Raw genomic sequence first — 19,357 nt, 5'->3', positions numbered from 1 at the left:
ATAAAGTAATAAAACAAGGCGACGAGGTTACTGTAAAAGGAGAATTCTGGAAAACAGATACCGAAAAGCATATTAAAGTAAAAGAGATTGTTTCAGTAAAATAAAACAATAAGATTAAATAAAAAATTCCCGCAGTTTTTATTGCGGGAATTTTTTATTTAATTTCGTTTTATAATTTAAATACAATAACGTTTTGAGAATAATTAATGGATTGCTTATCGCTGTAATAATTGCAATAACTGCCTTTTTCAGTATTTTTTGGATTGGAAGCTATGAAGGAAAAATGAAATTAATCGCTGAACTTCCTTATTCATTTATTACACGTGCAGCCGGAGCTTCTGTTATTGGGTTAATCGGAATAATTATTCTGCTTCTCGTTAATTTTCTTTATGAAAAAATTGTTCTGAAAAAAGTAAATATTGTTTCTTTAAAACGCCTTGCTATTGTAGGGTTTTTGAGAGTAATCGGTGTAGCTGTTTTCGGTACAGTGCTGTTTTTTTACTCTTAAACTATCGAATACTGTCGTGTGCATGAGTTTGTACACCATTATTCCATAAAGTAAGAATGTCTGTGGCTACAGCAGCGCCACTTCCGGCAGCAATTGCCAACTGGCTTCTCCAGCCTGCCAGAGTTCCGATTACATAAATACCATCCGCTACTTTATGATCGTCGTTTTTAAGCTGAATACGCTGTTTTTCAGGAAGTGCCTTTTTGTGTGGCTCAATGTATTGCATTAAGCCTTCAATATCAAAAGTATTTGCAGAACCAATTCCGATTACGATACTTTTAGTCTTATAGGAGTTTTTGTTTGTAGTAACGGTAAAGTCAGGAAAAGTTCCTTCGACTCTGATTACTTTTTCATTCGGAATCTGGGTAATGTGAGGGTAGGTTTGGGCTAAATCCTGAGTACTTTCGGAAAGCAATTCTGAACCTAATTTTCCTGGTGTTATACCATAAGCATTGTAGAAAATTGCTTCTTGTAAAGAAGAATTCTTTTGATGGGTAAAAATTCCGATTTTTTTATCGGTTACAAAAGCTTTGTTTTTAGCGGAACCTAAAACGAGAGCACAAGATATGCCTGAAACACCTCCACCAATAATTAAAGTATCAAACATATTATCTTCCGTTCGTTTTTTCTTCGATTTTTTTTGAAATTCTAAATATCAAAAGAATCAAAACAGCACAAAACGAAGCTGCAATTCCAATAAAAGCTACCGCACTGTCTCCCTGAAAAGGATTTTTAAAGTCGAGCAACGTAATATTAAAAACAATTAAAGCTAATGCTAAAAGCACTAAGATTGAAGTGAAAATTTTCATAAGATTGTTTTTGTTTGTCTAAAATAATAAAGTAAAACCCGTGGCCGTAAACCTAAAGTTGTATTTAGAAATTTTAATGGGGGTAAATTTATAAAATTAAATGTTAGACGAACAAACCTTTAACATTAGCAGCGAATAATTTAACAGCAATTGCTAAAAGTATCACTCCAAATGTCTTGCGAACTACACCGAGTCCGTTTTCTCCTAATAAAGTTTCGATTTTTTTAGATGATTTTAAAACCACATACACCAGTATAATGTTCAGTAAAATAGCAATAATAATATTGATAGTGTGGAATTGGGATCGTAATGAAAGTAAAGTTGTCATTGTTCCTGCCCCTGCAATCAGAGGGAAAGCCAGAGGAACGATTGAAGCAGATCCGGGCTCTTCATCACGATAGATTCTAATCCCTAAAATCATTTCTAAAGCAAGAAAAAATAAAACAAAAGATCCGGCAACTGCAAATGAGTGTACATCTATACCGATAAGGTTTAGAAGACCTTCCCCGACAAAAAGAAAAACGATCATAATCATTCCGGCAACGATAGAAGCTTTTTCAGATTCGATGTGGCCGACTTTTGCTCTCAGGTTTACGATAATCGGAATTGATCCTACGATATCAATTACTGCAAAAAGAACCATTCCGACAGTGATAATTTCCTTAAAATCAATTTCTAACATGTTTTTTTTATTTAGGTTTAAAAGATGTGCAAAGGTAAATAATAAAGTCAGGCCTTTTTTAGATATAAAATTCAAACCGTTATTTTTGTTATAAAAACATGTAAACTTGGCTAAAAAAATGATTTTTGTAACAATTAGTAAGTTTCGTTGTTAATTTCTATTGTAATCAGGCCTATTTTTTGCATCGAATTTTATCTCTTATATATGTATATAGTTTGACTATCTTTGCACTTTAATAAATTTAGTATTTTTTAGGTCATGTTTCAATTAGGTAAAACCATTATTTCGGAGGATATTCTTGAGAAAGAATTTGTGTGCAACTTATCAGCTTGTAAAGGAGCCTGCTGTGTTGACGGTGATGCAGGTGCGCCTTTAAGTGAAGCAGAGACCAAAATCATGGAAGAGATTTATCCAAAAGTAAAGCCTTTTTTACGTAAAGAAGGAATTGCTGCTATCGAAGCGCAGGGAACCTGGGTAAAAGGAACTGATGGTGATCTTGAAACGCCACTAATTGATGAGAAAGATTGTGCTTACGTTATTTTTGACGGAAAAACTGCCCTTTGCGGAATCGAGCAGGCCTATAACCAGGGAATCGTAGACTGGAAAAAACCGGTTTCCTGTCATTTGTATCCAATCCGTGTAAAAGACTTTACGGAGTTCGCTGCAGTTAATTATGATAAATGGGATATTTGTGATGATGCCTGTTCTTTAGGAAAAGAACTGGAAGTTCCTGTGTATAAGTTTGTCAAAGAAGCCTTAATTCGACGTTTTGGAGAAGACTGGTATATTGAGCTTGAAAAAGTCGCAAATGAACTAAAAAATTCCTAAAAATCGTAACTCGTAATATGGTCATTCTGACCGTAATTTTTTAACTCAAAAAAATAAAGTTTTAACTCAAAAAAAACTTTTTAAAACAATTTAAAATTTCTTGCTTTTTATTCTAAAAAGTCTATATTTTACAGGCCTTCAGGGTATAATTGATGTTGTTAAATATCTCATTTTCAGATATTTAATAATTGTCTGAAAAATATCTCACTTTTTGCCCGTTGTTAAAAACTACGTCCGATTGTGAATAAGTTTGGCTTTTATTTCTGACGACAAATGACAATCTTTGTAGTCTACTGAATGAGCAAAAATTCAATACAAAAATTAAACATAAAAGCCATGTCACAAGTTGAGCCAATTTTACAAGAAAATAAGAATCGTTTCGTCATTTTTCCTATCAAACACCACGATATTTGGGATTGGTATAAGAAGATGGAAGCGAGCTTTTGGACTGCAGAAGAAATCGACTTACACCAGGATTTAAATGACTGGAATAATAAGCTTTCAGATGATGAACGTTATTTTGTAAAACACATCCTGGCATTTTTTGCTGCTTCTGACGGAATTGTAAATGAAAACCTTGCTGAGAACTTTGTAAATGAAGTACAATATGCTGAAGCGAAATTTTTCTACGGTTTTCAGATTATGATGGAAAACATCCACAGTGAAACTTATTCTCTTCTTATTGATACTTATGTAAAAGATGAAGCAGAAAAAGATCAGTTGTTTAATGCTTTGGAAGTTTTTCCTGCAATTGGTAAAAAAGCGCAATGGGCATTAAAATGGATTGAGTCAGATTCGTTTGCTGAAAGATTAATTGCTTTTGCTGCGGTTGAAGGGATATTTTTCTCAGGTGCTTTTTGTTCTATTTTCTGGTTGAAAAAACGTGGTCTTATGCCAGGTCTGACATTTTCAAACGAATTAATTTCCCGTGACGAAGGTGTGCACTGTGATTTTGCAGTTCATTTGCATAATCACCATTTAGTAAATAAAGTGCCAAAAGACAGAATTAAAGAAATCATTGTTGATGCCTTAGATATCGAAAGAGAATTTGTTACAGAATCTCTTCCGGTAAGTTTAATAGGTATGAACGCGACTTTAATGACGCAGTATTTGGAATTTGTTGCTGACAGGTTGCTTGTAGAGTTAGGTTGCGAGCGTGTTTACGGATCTGCAAACCCATTTGACTTCATGGATATGATATCTTTACAAGGTAAAACCAATTTCTTTGAAAAAAGAGTTTCAGAATATCAAAAAGCCGGAGTTATGAACAGTGGTTCGGGCGGAGATAGCGATTCTCAGAAAATTAGCTTTGATGCAGATTTTTAGCACGGTAAGAATAAATTTAGTGATTGCCCCAAAACACTAAAAAAATAAAAAAATATCAAAATTTATAAGATTGAATCTCTTTCCCAAATCGCAGATTCGATTATTTTAATTCACTTTCAATTTGTTTTTCAAATTGGAACTGGGTAACTATTGAGAATCCTGCAATTCTCAAAAAATAATAAAAAAACACACAATGTTTAAGTATTGGAATTCGTTATTCCAGTGTCTTTCATTTTTTCAATAACAATAAAAAAGTAAGCTTATGTATGTAATAAAAAGAGATGGGCGAAAAGAGCCGGTAATGTTTGATAAGATTACAGATAGAATCAAAAAATTGTGTTACGGTTTGAATGAACTCGTAGATCCTGTAAAAGTAGCCATGCGTGTTATTGAAGGATTGTATGATGGTGTTTCTACTTCGGAATTGGATAATCTTGCCGCAGAAACTGCTGCCTCTATGACTATCGCACATCCTGATTATGCTCAATTAGCTGCTCGTATTGCCATTTCTAACTTACATTCTAATACAACAAAATCGTTCTCAGAAACGATGTCAGACATGTATCATTATGTGAATCCAAGAACAGGAAAAGAAGCTCCTTTGCTGGCAGATGATGTTTACGAAGTAATCAAAAATAATGCTCAGGTTCTGGATTCAACAATTATTTATAATCGTGATTTTAACTACGATTATTTTGGATTTAAAACTCTTGAACGTTCTTATTTGTTAAAAATAAACGGGAAAATTGTTGAGAGACCACAACATATGCTGATGCGTGTTTCTGTTGGAATTCACAAAGACGATATTGCTTCTGCGATTGAAACGTATGAGTTGATGTCTAAAAAATTCTTTACACACGCTACACCAACATTATTTAATTCCGGAACACCAAAACCTCAGATGTCATCTTGTTTCTTATTAACAATGAAAGATGATAGTATTGATGGTATTTATGATACATTAAAACAAACAGCAAAAATTTCGCAATCTGCGGGAGGAATCGGTTTGGCAATTCACAATGTAAGAGCAACAGGTTCTTATATCAGCGGAACTAACGGAACTTCAAACGGAATTGTTCCGATGCTTCGTGTGTACGACATGACCGCGCGTTATGTGGATCAGGGTGGAGGAAAACGTAAAGGAAGTTTTGCGATGTACATCGAACCTTGGCATGCTGATATTTTTGATTTCCTTGATTTGAGAAAAAATCACGGTAAAGAAGAAATGAGAACACGTGACTTGTTCCTTGGAATGTGGATTCCGGATTTATTCATGAAGAGAGTTCAGGAAGATTCAACATGGACACTAATGTGCCCTAACGAATGTCCGGGCTTATCTGATGTTCACAGTGAAGAATTTGATGCTTTATATTTAGGATACGAAGCGCAAGGAAAAGGAAGAAAAACAGTTAAAGCGAGAGAAATCTGGGAAAAAATCCTTGAATCTCAGGTAGAAACAGGACTTCCGTACATGTTGTATAAAGATGCCGCAAACCGTAAATCAAATCAAAAGAATTTAGGAACAATCCGTTCATCAAACTTATGTACTGAAATTATTGAGTACACCTCTCCGGATGAAGTTGCAGTTTGTAACCTGGCGTCGATTTCATTACCAATGTTTGTTGAGAACGGAAAATTTGATCACCAAAAATTATTTGACGTTACAAAACGTGTAACTTATAACCTTAACAGAGTAATTGACAGAAATTACTATCCGGTAAAAGAAGCTGAAAATTCTAACGTTCGCCACAGACCAATTGGTTTGGGAGTGCAAGGTTTGGCAGATGCTTTTATCCTGTTAAGAATGCCATTTACAAGTGACGAAGCAAAACAGCTGAACCACGAGATTTTCGAAACCTTATACTTTGCTGCCGTTACCGCTTCTATGGAACTGGCAAAAGTAGAAGGGCCATACTCTACATTTGAAGGATCTCCAATGTCAAAAGGAGAATTCCAATACAATATGTGGGGAATGAAAGACGAAGAATTATCAGGACGCTGGAACTGGGGTTCATTACGTAAAGAGGTTATGGAACACGGAGTTCGTAACTCATTATTAGTGGCACCAATGCCAACAGCATCGACTTCTCAGATTTTAGGAAACAATGAAGCTTTTGAGCCTTATACTTCTAACATCTATACAAGAAGAACACTTTCCGGAGAATTCATCGTGGTAAACAAACATTTACTGGAAGATTTAGTAAAACTAGGTATCTGGAACGAATCGTTGAAACAGGAAATTATGCGTCATAACGGATCTGTTCAAAACATAAACGGAATTCCGGACGATATTAAAGAATTGTATAAAACAGTTTGGGAAATGTCTATGAAAGATATCTTAGACATGTCACGTCAGAGAGGTTATTTTATTGACCAGTCTCAATCACTGAACTTGTTTATGCAGGATGCTAATTTCTCTAAACTTACTTCAATGCACTTCTATGCTTGGCAGTCAGGTTTAAAAACAGGAATGTATTACCTAAGAACGAAATCTGCGGTAGATGCGATTAAATTCACCCTAAACAACGATAAAAAAGAAGAAACTGCTCCATCATTAGTTGCTGAAACAGAATCTATCAGTGTTGAGGATTATAAAGCAATGCTGCTTAAAGCACAAGCAGCAGATCCAGAGGATTGTGAAATGTGCGGGTCTTAATAATTTTAGATTTTAGATCTGAGATTTCAGATTTTTAGATATATTTATAAAAGCAGTTATTATAATAATAGCTGCTTTTTTTTTGTTTTTAAACAATGTATGATGAATAAGATTTTAGGATTAGTTTTTTTATTGTGCCTTTTTTCATGTAGAGAAAAGGTGGAGCAGGTGCAAACTCAGAAAGAAAATAATTTAGAAGAAATTAATCAGGATGAGGTTAGAACGATAAGTTCTATGACAACAAATTATGATACTTTGATAAATCGGGTAAAAAAGAATGGAGATACTGATGCTTATGATGAACTCTTTTATAGTTTTAAAGATTGTTGTTTTGATGAAAGTACAGATAGTGTAATGGTATATGCTAAAATTATGGCAGAGAAATTTAATTATGAAAGAGCTTATTTTGACTACTTTCAGGCTGTTTGTTATAAGTATAATATAGATTATTCAAATTTCCCTCAGATAGATATCAGTAAAATAGAAAAAAAGGATAAACAGGAATTAGAAAACTGGTTTAAATTTATGGTAGAAAGAAAGCAAATAAGTCAACAAACATTGGATTCTATTAAAAAATGATGCTTATAAAAAACAATTCTGAATTCGGGAAATTGAATTTAACAGTAACAATGATTTGTGCTAATTCGTGAATTCGTGGCGAAAAAACTTAGTGCCTTAGTATCTCAGTATCTCAGGGCCTTCAAAAAAGCCATTGTAAATATCTCATTTTAAGTCCATATTTTTATATTATCATACAAAACATCATAAATTTGTTAAGAAATCCTTTTTTGTTTCATAAAATGCAATAATTTTTTTGGTGCGGTAAAAATAATTTATACATTCGCAGAGAATTTAAATAATAACACAAACAAAATGGCAACTAACCGTTTTTATTTTAGCAACAAATTTTATTTCTTCTTTAGTAGAAGTCAGGATTGTGCTATGGTTATTTGAGAAATATAAAGACAAATAAAACTAATATACAATCCTGATGCAAATCAGGATTTTTTTTTGAATATATGACAACGAAAATTGCAATACAAGGTATAAAAGGTTCTTTTCATCATCAGGTGGTTAAAGAGTATTTCTCTGAAAACGTGGATATTGATGAATGTCTTTCTTTTGAGGAATTAATCGACAGCCTTATTGCCGGAAAATCGGATCAGGCGGTTATGGCGATTGAGAACTCGATTGCAGGGCCAATTATTCCGAATTATGCTTTGATTGACAAGAATAATTTGCACATTATTGGAGAGCATTATTTAAGCATTCATCAAAATTTAATGGCTTTGAAAGGTCAGAAATTAGAAGATATAAAAGAAGTTCATTCACACCCAATGGCACTTTTGCAATGTATGGATTATCTGAAACAATTTCCAAACATCAAATTGGTTGAGGATAAGGATACGGCTGAAACAGCAAGAAGAATTCAGGAAAAACAATTAACCGGAATTGCAGCCATAGGAAGCAGAGTAGCTTCTGAAATGTATGATTTAGAAATCATCGCACCGGAGATTCAGACGATCAAAAATAATATGACTCGTTTTGTGATTATCAAAAAGCAAAATTCATTTTTGCCGGAAAACGAAATCAACAGAGCATCAATCAAATTTGAATTGGATCACAAAAGAGGAAGTTTAGCAGCGGTTTTGAATGTTATGAGCGACTGCAAACTGAATTTGACAAAAATCCAGTCGCTTCCAAAAATTGAAACGCCCTGGAAATATTCGTTTTTCGTAGATGTGACATTTGAAAAATATGAAGATTTCGCAAAAGCCAAAACGTTATTAAACATCATGGCGGAGTACTTTAAAGTGTTGGGAGAATATAAGAATACAAAACCATAAAAAAGGAATTTCCAATTTTTTAAAATTCCAATTGTCAGGCTGAGCGAAGTCGAAGCCCACAAAGTTAGAAAATAGAGAATAAAAGAGCCTAAAGCCTAAAGCTTACGGCCTAAAGCAATAAAAAAAAATGATTACAACAGCAAAAAGATTAGATACAGTTGAAGAATACTACTTCTCATCAAAATTGAGAGAAGTTCGTCAGCTGATGTCTGAAGGAAAATCGATCATCAATATGGGAATTGGAAGCCCTGATTTGAGTCCGTCAAAAGCAGTAATTGAAGCAGTCGCTGCGGCAATTCAGGACGAAAACGGACATGGTTATCAAAGCTATCAGGGGTTACCGGAATTGAGAAAGGGGATGGCCGATTTTTACAAAGATCAGTTTGGTGTTGAAGTGAATCCGAATAATGAGATTTTACCGTTGATGGGTTCGAAAGAAGGAATAATGCACATTTCGTTGGCATTTTTAAATGAAGGCGATCATGTTTTAATTCCGAATCCAGGTTATCCAACTTATACTTCGGTAACCAATTTGGTTGGAGCGGTTCCGGTTTATTATGATCTGAAAGAAGAAAATGCCTGGGAACCGGATTTTGAAGCTTTAGAAAAATTAGAGTTGGAGAAAGTAAAAATCATGTGGCTGGGATATCCGCACATGCCGACAGGAGCGAGAGGAAGTTTAGCGTTATTTGAAAAATTGGTTGCTTTTGCTAAAAAACACAATATATTATTGATCAACGACAATCCGTATAGTTTTGTTTTGAATGATAATCCGATGAGTTTGTTGCAGGTTGAAGGGGCAAAAGAGGTGGCTTTAGAATTAAATTCACTAAGCAAAACGTTCAACATGGCAGGCTGGAGAGTTGGGATGGTTTTAGGAAATCCTGAAATTATTGATGCAGTTCTAAAAGTAAAAAGCAATATGGACAGCGGGATGTTCTACGGAATTCAGAAAGGTGCAATCGCAGCTTTAAATTGTGATAAATCCTGGTTCGAAGACCAAAACAAAATTTACAGACGCCGAAGAGAATTAACCGAAAAACTGGCAGAAAAATTAGGCTGTAAAGTGTATAAAGAAGGAGTTGGGCTTTTTGTCTGGGCGAAACTTCCGGAAGGAATTGAATCAGAAGAGAAGTTCATTGACGAAATATTATATGAAAAACATATTTTCATTACACCGGGAACCATTTTTGGAAGCAACGGCGAAGGTTATATCAGATTCTCATTGTGTGTGAAAGAGGAAAAAGTACAGGAAGCGATAGATCGATTTTAGTATTAAGATTTCCTGCAAGGTTTTGAAAACCTTGTAGGTATGAGTTTGAAGGTCTTGATTATATAAACCTACAAGGTTTTCAAAACCTTGCAGGAAGTCTAAAGCTCTTATGAAAACGAGAAGCCCTAGCCCTGATAGAAGCGGCATCCTTTTATGGCGGGGTTCGCCATAAAAGATACAGCGGATAGCAGGAAATAGCTTCTAATAAAAAGAAATATGAAAGTATACGTAATAGGAATAGGATTAATAGGCGGTTCGATGGTGCTGGACATCAAAGACCAACATCCTGATTCGACCATTTTTGGAATCGACAGCAACGAAAAACATTTGCAGGAAGCCATTGATTTAGGTGTTATTGACGAAGCAGGAAGTTTTGAAGGTTTGGCTGAAGCCGATTTTGTAATCGTTTCGGTTCCGGTAGATGTGGCATTGACGGTTTTGCCAAAAGTGCTGGATTCGGTTGGAGATAAAACAATTGTTTTTGAAGTAGGGTCAACTAAAAAACCAATTTGCGAAGCAGTTGCCAATCATCCGAAAAGAAGAAATTTTATTGCCACGCATCCGATAGCAGGAACGGAATTTTCAGGGCCTTCGGCGGCGATAAAAGGGTTGTTTAAAGGAAAAACAAACATTATTTGCGAAGTGGAAAAAACCACTTTTAAATTGCAGGAAAAAGCATTAAAACTTTTCAGCGAAATAGGAATGAGGATTCGATATATGGACCCGACTTCGCACGACAAACACATCGCTTACGTTTCGCATTTGTCGCACATCAGTTCGTTTATGCTCGGGAAAACGGTAATGAACAAAGAAAAAGACGAACAGGATATTTTTGACATGGCGGGAAGTGGATTTGAAAGTACAGTTCGTTTAGCAAAAAGTTCTCCAGCCATGTGGACACCAATTTTTAAGCAGAATAAAGAACACGTTCTGGAAACATTAGAAGAATATATTTCAAATCTCAGTCGGTTTAGGGATTTGTTGAAAGAGGAGAATTACAACGCCATTTTTGAAGAAATGGAAAGCACAAATAAAATAAAAGAAATACTAAACGGATTAACAACAACTAAAAAGTAAATTAGAATAAAGATGGAAAATAAGAAAGAAATGAGAAAGTGGTTAGAAGATTTCAATTTAAATCACCCACTTGTGATAGCTGGACCATGTAGTGCAGAAACGGAAGATCAAGTATTGAAAATTGCTCACGAATTAAAAGATTCAAAAGTTAGTGTATTCAGAGCTGGAATCTGGAAACCAAGAACACGTCCGGGAGGATTTGAAGGTGTTGGAGAAATTGGATTAAAATGGTTACAAAAAGCTAAAGCTGAAACTGGTTTATTAATGGGTACTGAAGTAGCAACTGCAGCGCACTGTAAACTGGCTTTAGAACACGATATCGACGTTTTATGGGTTGGTGCCCGTACAACTGCAAACCCTTTCGCGGTTCAGGAAATTGCGGATACTTTAAAAGGAACTGATAAAATCGTTTTGGTTAAAAACCCAGTAAACCCGGATTTAGCTTTATGGTTAGGTGGTGTTGAGCGTTTACACATGGCTGGAATCGAGAAATTAGGTGTTATCCACAGAGGTTTCTCTACTTATGAAAAAACAAAATACAGAAACATTCCAGAATGGCAGATTGCTATCGAATTGCAAAATAAATTCCCTGATTTACCATTAATCATCGATCCATCTCACATTACAGGAGATCGTAAAATGATTTTTGAAGTAACGCAAGAGGCTTTAGATTTGAACTACGACGGTATGATTATCGAAACGCACTACGATCCGGACAACGCTTGGTCTGATGCTGCTCAACAAGTTACTCCAGATGCTTTGAAACAAATCATTAAAGATTTGACGATCAGAAAAACGGATGATACTACAGATGAGTACAGCCAAAAAATGAAAAAACTAAGAGCGAACATCGACGTTTTGGATGCTAACTTATTAGAGTTATTAGGAAAACGTATGAAAGTAGCTGACGAAATTGGTCAAGTGAAAAAAGATGCAAACGTGGCGATTCTTCAAAACAATCGTTGGAACGAAATCTTAGGAAAAATGATTTTGGAAGGTGAGAAAAAAGGCCTTACAGAAGAGTTTGTTTTAAGAATGTTCAAAGCAATTCACCAGGAAAGTATTGGTCACCAGGAGAAAATTTTTAACGCATAATTTTGTTTTAAACCATATAAGTGATATAAGTTAATTTTAGATTTTTAAACTTTATTTATAAATTTTCTTATAGTACAATATTAAAAGTAGATTGTTTTTTTATAAAATCCCCATTACTTTGAAAAAAGTGGTGGGGATTTTTTTTGCATAAATATTTTTATCTTCCCAACCTTTTGATGTTTTTTGTTCTCTATAACAATATAAACCTTAATTTTCGTGTCATGAAGTTAAAATTGTTTTCGTCTACGCCAGGCATTTTTCAAATGAATTTGAATGTATTGCTTCTTTTTCTGTTTTTTATTGGAACAAAAACTTTCGCACAAAGCCCTGAACTTACTATTAAAGGAGAAGAAGCTGAAAAAGTGAGAATGAATAAACTTTTCGTTAATGTAAAAGTGGTGGGTAATATTGCATACACTACTGCCGAAATGCATTTTTTTAATTCAGGAACTCACCAGATGGAAGCGGAACTTATTTTTCCGTTGCCAGAAAATGTTTCTGTTTCCAGATATGCAATTGACATTAATGGAAAACTTCGTGAAGCAGTTCCGGTAAACAAAAATAAAGGGAAACAAGTTTTTGAAGCTATTGAACATCGTCGTGTAGATCCGGGATTACTGGAGAAAGTTGACGGAAATAATTTTAAAACGAGAATTTATCCTCTGATGCCAAACGGAGAGCGAACTGTTGTTATTGGTTATGAAGAAGAGCTTTCGGCTTTTGATAAAGACAATCTGGCGTATCAATTGGTAAGTCGTTTTCCGAAAAAACTGGATAATTTTGAAATTAATATTTCGGTTTTAGGAACTTCGACAGTACCAACTGTTACTGAGAATTCAGGAAATGAAATTACTTTTTCAAAATGGAACCAAGCTTTTCAGGCTTCTATTAAAAAAGAAAATTACCAGCCTGCAGAAAAAATTGTACTTAAAATTCCAATTCAGCAAAATATCCCGAGCGTTTTAATGCAGGACGTTGGCGGACAGCATTATTTTTACGGAAATACTTTTATAGAAGACAATAAAGCAGCTAAAAAAACACCAACTTCAATTGGTTTAATTTGGGATAATTCTTTAAGCTGTCAGAATAGAGATTTGAAAAAAGAATTGAATTTACTTGATGCTTATTTTCAAAAAATAAAAAACACAAAAGTTACGCTGTACTTTTTGAATTATACTTTTGACAAACAACAAGAATATATTGTTTCTAACGGAAATTGGGATGTTTTAAAAGCCGTTTTAGAGAAAACAAAATATGACGGAGGAACACGTTTTTCGCAGCTCAAATTTACAGAGTTGGATGAATACTTGTTTTTTACAGATGGATTGTCTTCTTTGAGTGAAAACCTTCTGCCAAAAACTAAAAAGTCTGTTTACACTATTACTTCTTCGGTATCTGCTGATTTTGCTTTTCTGAATTATTCAGCAATGCAGACTGGCGGTAATTTTATCAATTTAAATCAAATTAGTAATGAAATCGCTTTGGATAAACTGACGAATACAAATTTGAATTTTTTAGGAATAAAAGAGAATTTAACGGTAACTGATTTGTTTCCGATAGAAGGAACGTCGGTTTCGGGAAATTTTAGTTTTTCGGGAATTTCTTTAAATCCAAAAAACGAAATCACTCTGTTATTCGGATATAATAATGAAGCTGTTTTAGAAAGAAAAATTTCGCTCGATGCTGCGATTCAGAACACGAACGATGTAAATATTGAAAAACTTTGGGCACAGAAAAAAATTGCCAATCTTGATTTTGAATATGCTAAAAATGCTGACGAAATTGAACTTTTAGGAAAAAAATATGGAATTATTACTAAAAATACTTCGCTGATTGTTTTAGAAAATATTCGCGATTATATTTCGTACGATATTATTCCGCCAGCAGAATTACGTGCAGAATTTGACAGAATTAAAAAGCAGGAACACGATACTAATTTGGCTCAGCAAAAAAGCAATTGGGAAAATATTGAAAGTTATTTTAACGGATTGGATATTTGGTGGAAACAAAACATTAAGTATTCGGCTCCTAAAAAACCGGCAAAAACGAAAATTAAAAATGCACAAGAATCAGGTAATAGTTTACGAAGAAGTACAAATATAGCAGCAGGATTTGTTTCTGGTGTTGTTTTAGATCAAGCTGGTATACCATTACCAGGAGTAAATATTATGGTAAAGGGAGAAAGAACAGGAACCAGTACAGATTTTGATGGTAAGTTTACGATACAAGCACCAACGAACAGTGATCTTAATATTAGTTTCATAGGTTTTGAATCTACTCAAGTAAATGTGGGCAGAAATAATATGGTTACGATACGTTTGAGAGAAAACTCTAATACACTAGAGGAAGTTGTTACTGTAGGTTATGGAACTATAAAAGGTGACCCTGATGCTATTTTAACGATAGACGAACCGATTGGAGCGGGACCTGTTTTGGAAGTTTTAGAAGAAGATGCAGTTGCAGCTCCAAAAACCGATCAGGTAAAATTTGTTGCGCCTGTAGTGGCAAGAGCGTCAGAAATAACAGAGGATAATTTAAAAAGTAAAGATGTTAAAGCTGATGAATTGCAGGAAGTTGTAGTAGTAGGATATGCAACAGTTAAAAAATCTGTAGTTTCTTATTCTTCACAAGTGATTACGAGTGAGAGTATTTCAAAAAATTTGGATCTGTCGCAGACTTTAAGGGGTAAAGTTGCAGGGGCTGATATTAAAGAAACAGCATCGTCTTTAAATTACTCTGTTAGTGATACACTGACTTTTGATTTTAAAAATAAAGACAAAGTTTGGAATCCAGACAGATTATATTTAAAAGCTTTGGCAAAAGTACCGAAAGAAAAACAATATGATTTATATTTCGAATTGAGAAAAGCGCAGGAAAGAAACCCAAGTTTTTATTTTGATGTGGCCCATTTCTTTTACAATCAGGGTGATATTAAAAAAGCATTGCAGGTTATCAGTAATATTGCCGATTTAGGTTTAGAGAATCATCAATTGTACAAAACACTTACTTATACTCTACGTCAATGGAAAGATTATGATGATGCTCTATTTACAGCAAAACAAATTGCAAAATGGCGCGCTCACGAACCCCAAAGTTTAAGAGATTATGCTTTGACCCTTGAAGATACAGGAAAATATCAGGGAGCTTTTGATCAATTAGTTAAAGCTTTGGAAGTAAATTATTATGGAGAAATGGACGGACAATATGAAGGTGTAGAAGATATTATTTTAATGGATATAAACCGTTTAATTACGGAGCATAAAGGAATTAAAATAGATAAATTAGATAAAAAATATCTTGTGAAAATGCCAGTTGATATTCGAGTTATTATGAACTGGAATTTAATGGATGTTGATTTAGATCTGCATGTTATTGAACCAAATGGGGAAGAATGTTACTATGCTCACGAGAAAACACAGGCGGGTGCCAGATTTTCTAAAGATTTTACAGAAGGTTATGGCCCTGAGCAATATTTAATTAGAAATGCTGTAAAAGGAAAATATCAAATTAAAAGTAATTATTTTGGAGAAACAGAATTAACTGAAAATGGACCAGCCACAATTATGGTTGAAATTTATACAACTAAGGCTGGAAAAACATCCAGAGCTTTAAAAACAATTCAGCTTGGAAAAGTAAAAGAAAATGAGATTTTAGCCGAAATTGTATGGTAAATCTGTTTTAATAAAAATACATGTCTTTAATTTTAAAAGGCGAAATTGCGTTGTTCAATTCTAAAAACGTAATTTTGCCTTTTATTTTTTAGTTTGAATAGCAATCTAAAATCTAAAATCAGAAATTTAAAATTAAAGAATGACAGGACTCGTATATAAATCTACAGGAAGCTGGTACACTGTAAAATCGGAACAAGGCGATTTTATAGAATGCCGTATGAAAGGGAAATTCAGAATGAAAGGTATTAAAAGTACCAACCCAATTGCTGTAGGCGATATTGTCGATTATGAATTGGAAGAAACTTCAGATGCTGTAACAGGAACAATTTTCAATATTCACGAAAGAAAAAATTATATTGTTCGTAAATCGGTTAATCTGTCGCATCAAATGCATATTATTGCGTCTAATATTGATCGCGTTTTTTTATTGATTACAATTAATAATCCGCCAACAACATTCAATTTTATAGATCGTTTCCTGGTAACTGCCGAAGCTTATAATATTGAAACCATCTTGGTTTTTAATAAAATAGACACTTTTGATGAGCCAACGCTGGAAGATCAATTGTACATGCAATATGTATATCAGCAGATTGGTTATAAATGTCTTCGCGTTTCTTCTACAGAAATGAAAGGTGTTGAGGAACTGAAAGAAATGATGATTGGCAAGGTAAGCATGTTCTCCGGACATTCGGGTGTTGGGAAATCTACTTTGGTAAATGCGATGGAACCTTCTTTACATCTAAAAACCAAAACAATTTCTGAAGCAAGCAAACAAGGTCAGCATACAACCACTTTTGCCGAAATGTATGATTTATCCTTTAATGCAAAAATTATCGATACACCCGGAATTAAAGGCTTTGGAATTGTCGATATGGAAAAAGAAGAAATCAGTGGTTATTTTCCTGAATTCTTCAAATTAAAAGACCAATGCAAGTTTAACAATTGTTTGCATAAAGAAGAACCACATTGTGCCATAAAAGCAGCATTAGAAAGAGATGAAATTGCATGGTCACGTTACAATAGCTACCTGAAAATTCTCGAAGGCGATGACGAAAATTACCGTACAGATTCGTATGATGAAGATCGAAAAGCCAGCGATGAACTGAGAAAGTAAAATAAATTCCAATTTTTAAATTCCAAATTCCAAAAATCCGAAACAGAATAGGATTGTTTATTGTAGAGCAGAGATGCACTGCTGTGCATCTAATATCGTTCAAAAGCGTTCAAAATTTGCGTAGTACGAGTAATGTGAGGCCAAAAAAAATAAAAAATGAGAATAGTTCTTCAAAGAGTTTCAGAAGCATCAGTAACTGTCGATGATAAAAAAGTGGCAGACATTCAAAAAGGGTTATTGGTTTTAGTTGGAATTGAAGATGTCGATACTCAGGAAGATATTGACTGGCTTGCCGGAAAAATCATAAAAATGAGAATTTTTGGTGATGAAAATGATGTCATGAACTGCTCAGTTCAGGACATCGACGGCGATATCATTGTCGTAAGTCAGTTTACACTTCATGCTTCTACAAAAAAGGGAAATCGTCCTTCTTATATAAAAGCTTCCAAACCGGAATTTGCAATTCCGATGTATGAGAATTTTGTAAAATCTTTAGAAAAAGAATTTCAGAAGAAAGTTCAAACAGGAATTTTTGGTGCTGACATGAAAGTCAGACTGTTAAATGATGGTCCCGTAACCATTTTGATGGACAGTAAAAACAGGGAGTAAATTTTCTTAAATATATGTTAAGGATTTCTGAAAATAATATATATTTGACGAAAATACTTACTAATGAAAAACCCGGGTTTTGCGCTTTTTTTTCTTTTATTTTCCCTTATTTCATTTGCTCAAAAGAGTGAATATAGTACTACTTCCATAGCAGACAGTCTTAAAGAAAATGCCAATGCCGTTGTTCGCCTGAATCAAATTGATATTGTAATAGCTTCGCAAAGAAGCATGAACATTAAAATACAAAGAGTCGTTACGGTTCTGAACGAAAAAGGAATGAGCGAAATTGATGCTTATGAGCATTATGACAAAACCACAACAATAAAAAACATTGAAGCAATTGTCTACGATGTTTTTGGAAACGAAACCAAGAAAATTAAACGAAAAGATTTTAAAGATCAAAGTGCTGTAAGCGGTAGTACACTTTTTTCAGATAATCGTGTTTTATATTTGGATTATACCCCAATCTCTTATCCTTTTACGATTATTTACAATAATGAAGTTGAAACTTCCAATACGGCATTTATTCCCCAATGGTTTCCATTACAGGGATATTATGTTAGTGTTGAAAAAAGCATCCTTAATGTAACTTTTCCAAACAATTTGGGATTCAAAAAAAAGGAATTCCAATTTTCGGGCTATAACATAAAAAAAACAACAGACAATGATACAAAATTGTCTTATATCGCCATAAATATTCCGGCTCAGAAACAGGAAGATTATAGTCCTTCCTTTAAAGATCTTTTCCCGAAAGTAATGTTTGGTTTAGAGAATTTTCATCTGGAAGGAGTTGACGGAACAGCCACGACATGGGAAGCCTATGGGAAATGGTATGGAGAAAAGATTTTAACAGGTACTACAGTTCTGCCGGAAGAAACCAAAGTAAAAATTAAAGCCCTTGTCGGAGAAGAAAAAGATCCGGTTAAAAAAGCAAAAATCGTTTACGATTATGTACAGAAAAAATCAAGATATGTAAATATTGCTGTTGGTATCGGTGGCTGGAAACCAATGCTTGCAACAGATGTGGATCGTCTGGGATATGGAGATTGTAAAGCATTGACCAACTATACAAAAGCTCTTTTGCAAACAGTAGATGTTCCTTCATACAATACCATTTTATACGGAGATAATTACAAAACAAATATTCAGTCTGATTTTGTTTCCATGCAGGGAAATCACATGATATTGTCTATTCCGACAAACAATGGATATACCTGGCTGGAATGTACAAGTCAGGATGATCCTTTTGGTTATCAGGGTACTTTTACAGATGACAGAGATGTCTTGATAGTAAAACCCGAAGGCGGTGAAATTGTCAGGACTACTATCTATGAAGACAAAACAAACACTCAAAAAGACAAAGGAAATTATACAATAGATGAAAATGGAAATTTTTCAGGCTCAATTGTAATAGTTTCTGAAGGAACCCAATATAATTCCAAATCCAGAGTAGAACATTTGCAGCCTACAGAAAAGGAAGCACACTATAAAGACTATTGGGATAATATCAATAATTTGAAATTGGGAAAAATAGTTTTTGCAAACGATAAAGAAAATATTCGTTTTACAGAAGATGTACAGCTTAGTGCAGTAAATTATGCCTCAATTGCTGCTAACAAAATGATTTTTCCGGTTGATGCTTTCAATCAAAATAGCGGAAATGTAAAAAGAATCAGAAACAGGAAAAATCCTTTTCAAATCCAGCGTGGTTATTTAGATACAGACGAAATCGAAATCAGTCTTCCGACTGGTTTCGCTATCGAGTTTTTACCTTCAAATTTTGAACTGAAAGGAAAATTTGGTTAATATAAAACCGAAATCATCAAAAAAGAAAACAACAAACTAACCTACAAACGGTC

The 19,357-nt window shown here is 34.1% G+C and carries 16 protein-coding genes; 13 read left to right on the top strand and 3 right to left on the bottom strand.

What is annotated here, in order from left to right:
• The first annotated feature begins 193 nt into the window (after positions 1-193).
• Positions 194-508, top strand: a complete 315-nt coding sequence (locus tag DCO46_RS13080; RefSeq protein WP_116752965.1) for a hypothetical protein — start codon at positions 194-196, stop codon at positions 506-508.
• A 1-nt stretch (position 509) separates the two neighbouring features.
• On the opposite strand, the gene DCO46_RS13075 is transcribed toward DCO46_RS13080, so the two are convergent.
• From DCO46_RS13075 to DCO46_RS13065, 3 genes are all read right to left on the bottom strand, one after another.
• Positions 510-1,115 (bottom strand): FAD-dependent oxidoreductase, encoded by a 606-nt coding sequence (locus tag DCO46_RS13075; protein WP_116752964.1) that lies wholly within the window; start codon positions 1,113-1,115, stop codon positions 510-512.
• A 1-nt stretch (position 1,116) separates the two neighbouring features.
• Positions 1,117-1,317: a hypothetical protein gene (locus tag DCO46_RS13070; protein ID WP_047778985.1), complete on the bottom strand. Its 201-nt coding sequence runs from the start codon at positions 1,315-1,317 to the stop codon at positions 1,117-1,119.
• Between the two features lie 103 nt (positions 1,318-1,420).
• Positions 1,421-1,999 (bottom strand): MarC family protein, encoded by a 579-nt coding sequence (locus tag DCO46_RS13065; RefSeq protein ID WP_035681888.1) that lies wholly within the window; start codon positions 1,997-1,999, stop codon positions 1,421-1,423.
• A 258-nt stretch (positions 2,000-2,257) separates the two neighbouring features.
• Between DCO46_RS13065 and DCO46_RS13060 the strand changes: the two genes are divergently transcribed.
• The 12 genes from DCO46_RS13060 to DCO46_RS13005 all read left to right on the top strand — a co-directional run bounded on the left by DCO46_RS13060 (position 2,258) and on the right by DCO46_RS13005 (position 19,304).
• On the top strand, positions 2,258-2,827 hold the full coding sequence (locus DCO46_RS13060; RefSeq protein ID WP_116752963.1) for a DUF3109 family protein: 570 nt from the start codon (positions 2,258-2,260) through the stop codon (positions 2,825-2,827).
• A gap of 336 nt (positions 2,828-3,163) precedes the next feature.
• Entirely contained in the window at positions 3,164-4,153 is a 990-nt protein-coding gene (locus DCO46_RS13055) for a ribonucleotide-diphosphate reductase subunit beta (protein WP_116752967.1), read from the top strand.
• A 262-nt stretch (positions 4,154-4,415) separates the two neighbouring features.
• Positions 4,416-6,809 carry a ribonucleoside-diphosphate reductase subunit alpha gene (locus DCO46_RS13050; protein ID WP_116752962.1) on the top strand — a complete coding sequence of 798 codons (2,394 nt, stop codon included), beginning with the start codon at positions 4,416-4,418 and terminating at the stop codon, positions 6,807-6,809.
• A 102-nt stretch (positions 6,810-6,911) separates the two neighbouring features.
• Positions 6,912-7,388, top strand: a complete 477-nt coding sequence (locus DCO46_RS13045) for a hypothetical protein (RefSeq protein ID WP_165828939.1) — start codon at positions 6,912-6,914, stop codon at positions 7,386-7,388.
• Between the two features lie 440 nt (positions 7,389-7,828).
• Positions 7,829-8,656 (top strand): prephenate dehydratase, encoded by an 828-nt coding sequence (locus tag DCO46_RS13040; RefSeq protein ID WP_116752960.1) that lies wholly within the window; start codon positions 7,829-7,831, stop codon positions 8,654-8,656.
• 127 nt (positions 8,657-8,783) lie between these two features.
• Complete coding sequence (locus DCO46_RS13035; protein ID WP_116752959.1) at positions 8,784-9,929, top strand: pyridoxal phosphate-dependent aminotransferase; 1,146 nt, start codon at positions 8,784-8,786, stop codon at positions 9,927-9,929.
• Positions 9,930-10,145: 216 nt separating this feature from the next.
• Positions 10,146-11,006, top strand: a complete 861-nt coding sequence (locus tag DCO46_RS13030; RefSeq protein WP_116752958.1) for a prephenate dehydrogenase — start codon at positions 10,146-10,148, stop codon at positions 11,004-11,006.
• Between the two features lie 12 nt (positions 11,007-11,018).
• Entirely contained in the window at positions 11,019-12,101 is a 1,083-nt protein-coding gene (locus DCO46_RS13025) for a bifunctional 3-deoxy-7-phosphoheptulonate synthase/chorismate mutase type II (protein ID WP_035653393.1), read from the top strand.
• A gap of 221 nt (positions 12,102-12,322) precedes the next feature.
• Positions 12,323-15,772: a VIT domain-containing protein gene (locus tag DCO46_RS13020; protein WP_116752966.1), complete on the top strand. Its 3,450-nt coding sequence runs from the start codon at positions 12,323-12,325 to the stop codon at positions 15,770-15,772.
• Between the two features lie 139 nt (positions 15,773-15,911).
• On the top strand, positions 15,912-16,889 hold the full coding sequence (gene rsgA, locus DCO46_RS13015; RefSeq protein ID WP_116752957.1) for a ribosome small subunit-dependent GTPase A: 978 nt from the start codon (positions 15,912-15,914) through the stop codon (positions 16,887-16,889).
• A gap of 156 nt (positions 16,890-17,045) precedes the next feature.
• Positions 17,046-17,498: a D-aminoacyl-tRNA deacylase gene (gene dtd, locus DCO46_RS13010; RefSeq protein WP_116752956.1), complete on the top strand. Its 453-nt coding sequence runs from the start codon at positions 17,046-17,048 to the stop codon at positions 17,496-17,498.
• A gap of 63 nt (positions 17,499-17,561) precedes the next feature.
• A complete protein-coding gene (locus DCO46_RS13005; protein WP_317048052.1) occupies positions 17,562-19,304 on the top strand; it encodes a DUF3857 domain-containing protein in 1,743 nt (580 codons plus the stop codon).
• The last annotated feature ends 53 nt before the right edge of the window (positions 19,305-19,357 follow it).

Origin of the sequence: Flavobacterium sp. HTF (assembly GCF_003105115.1) — a bacterium.
Taxonomy (GTDB): domain Bacteria; phylum Bacteroidota; class Bacteroidia; order Flavobacteriales; family Flavobacteriaceae; genus Flavobacterium.
This window is presented reverse-complemented; position numbering and strand designations above follow the sequence as displayed.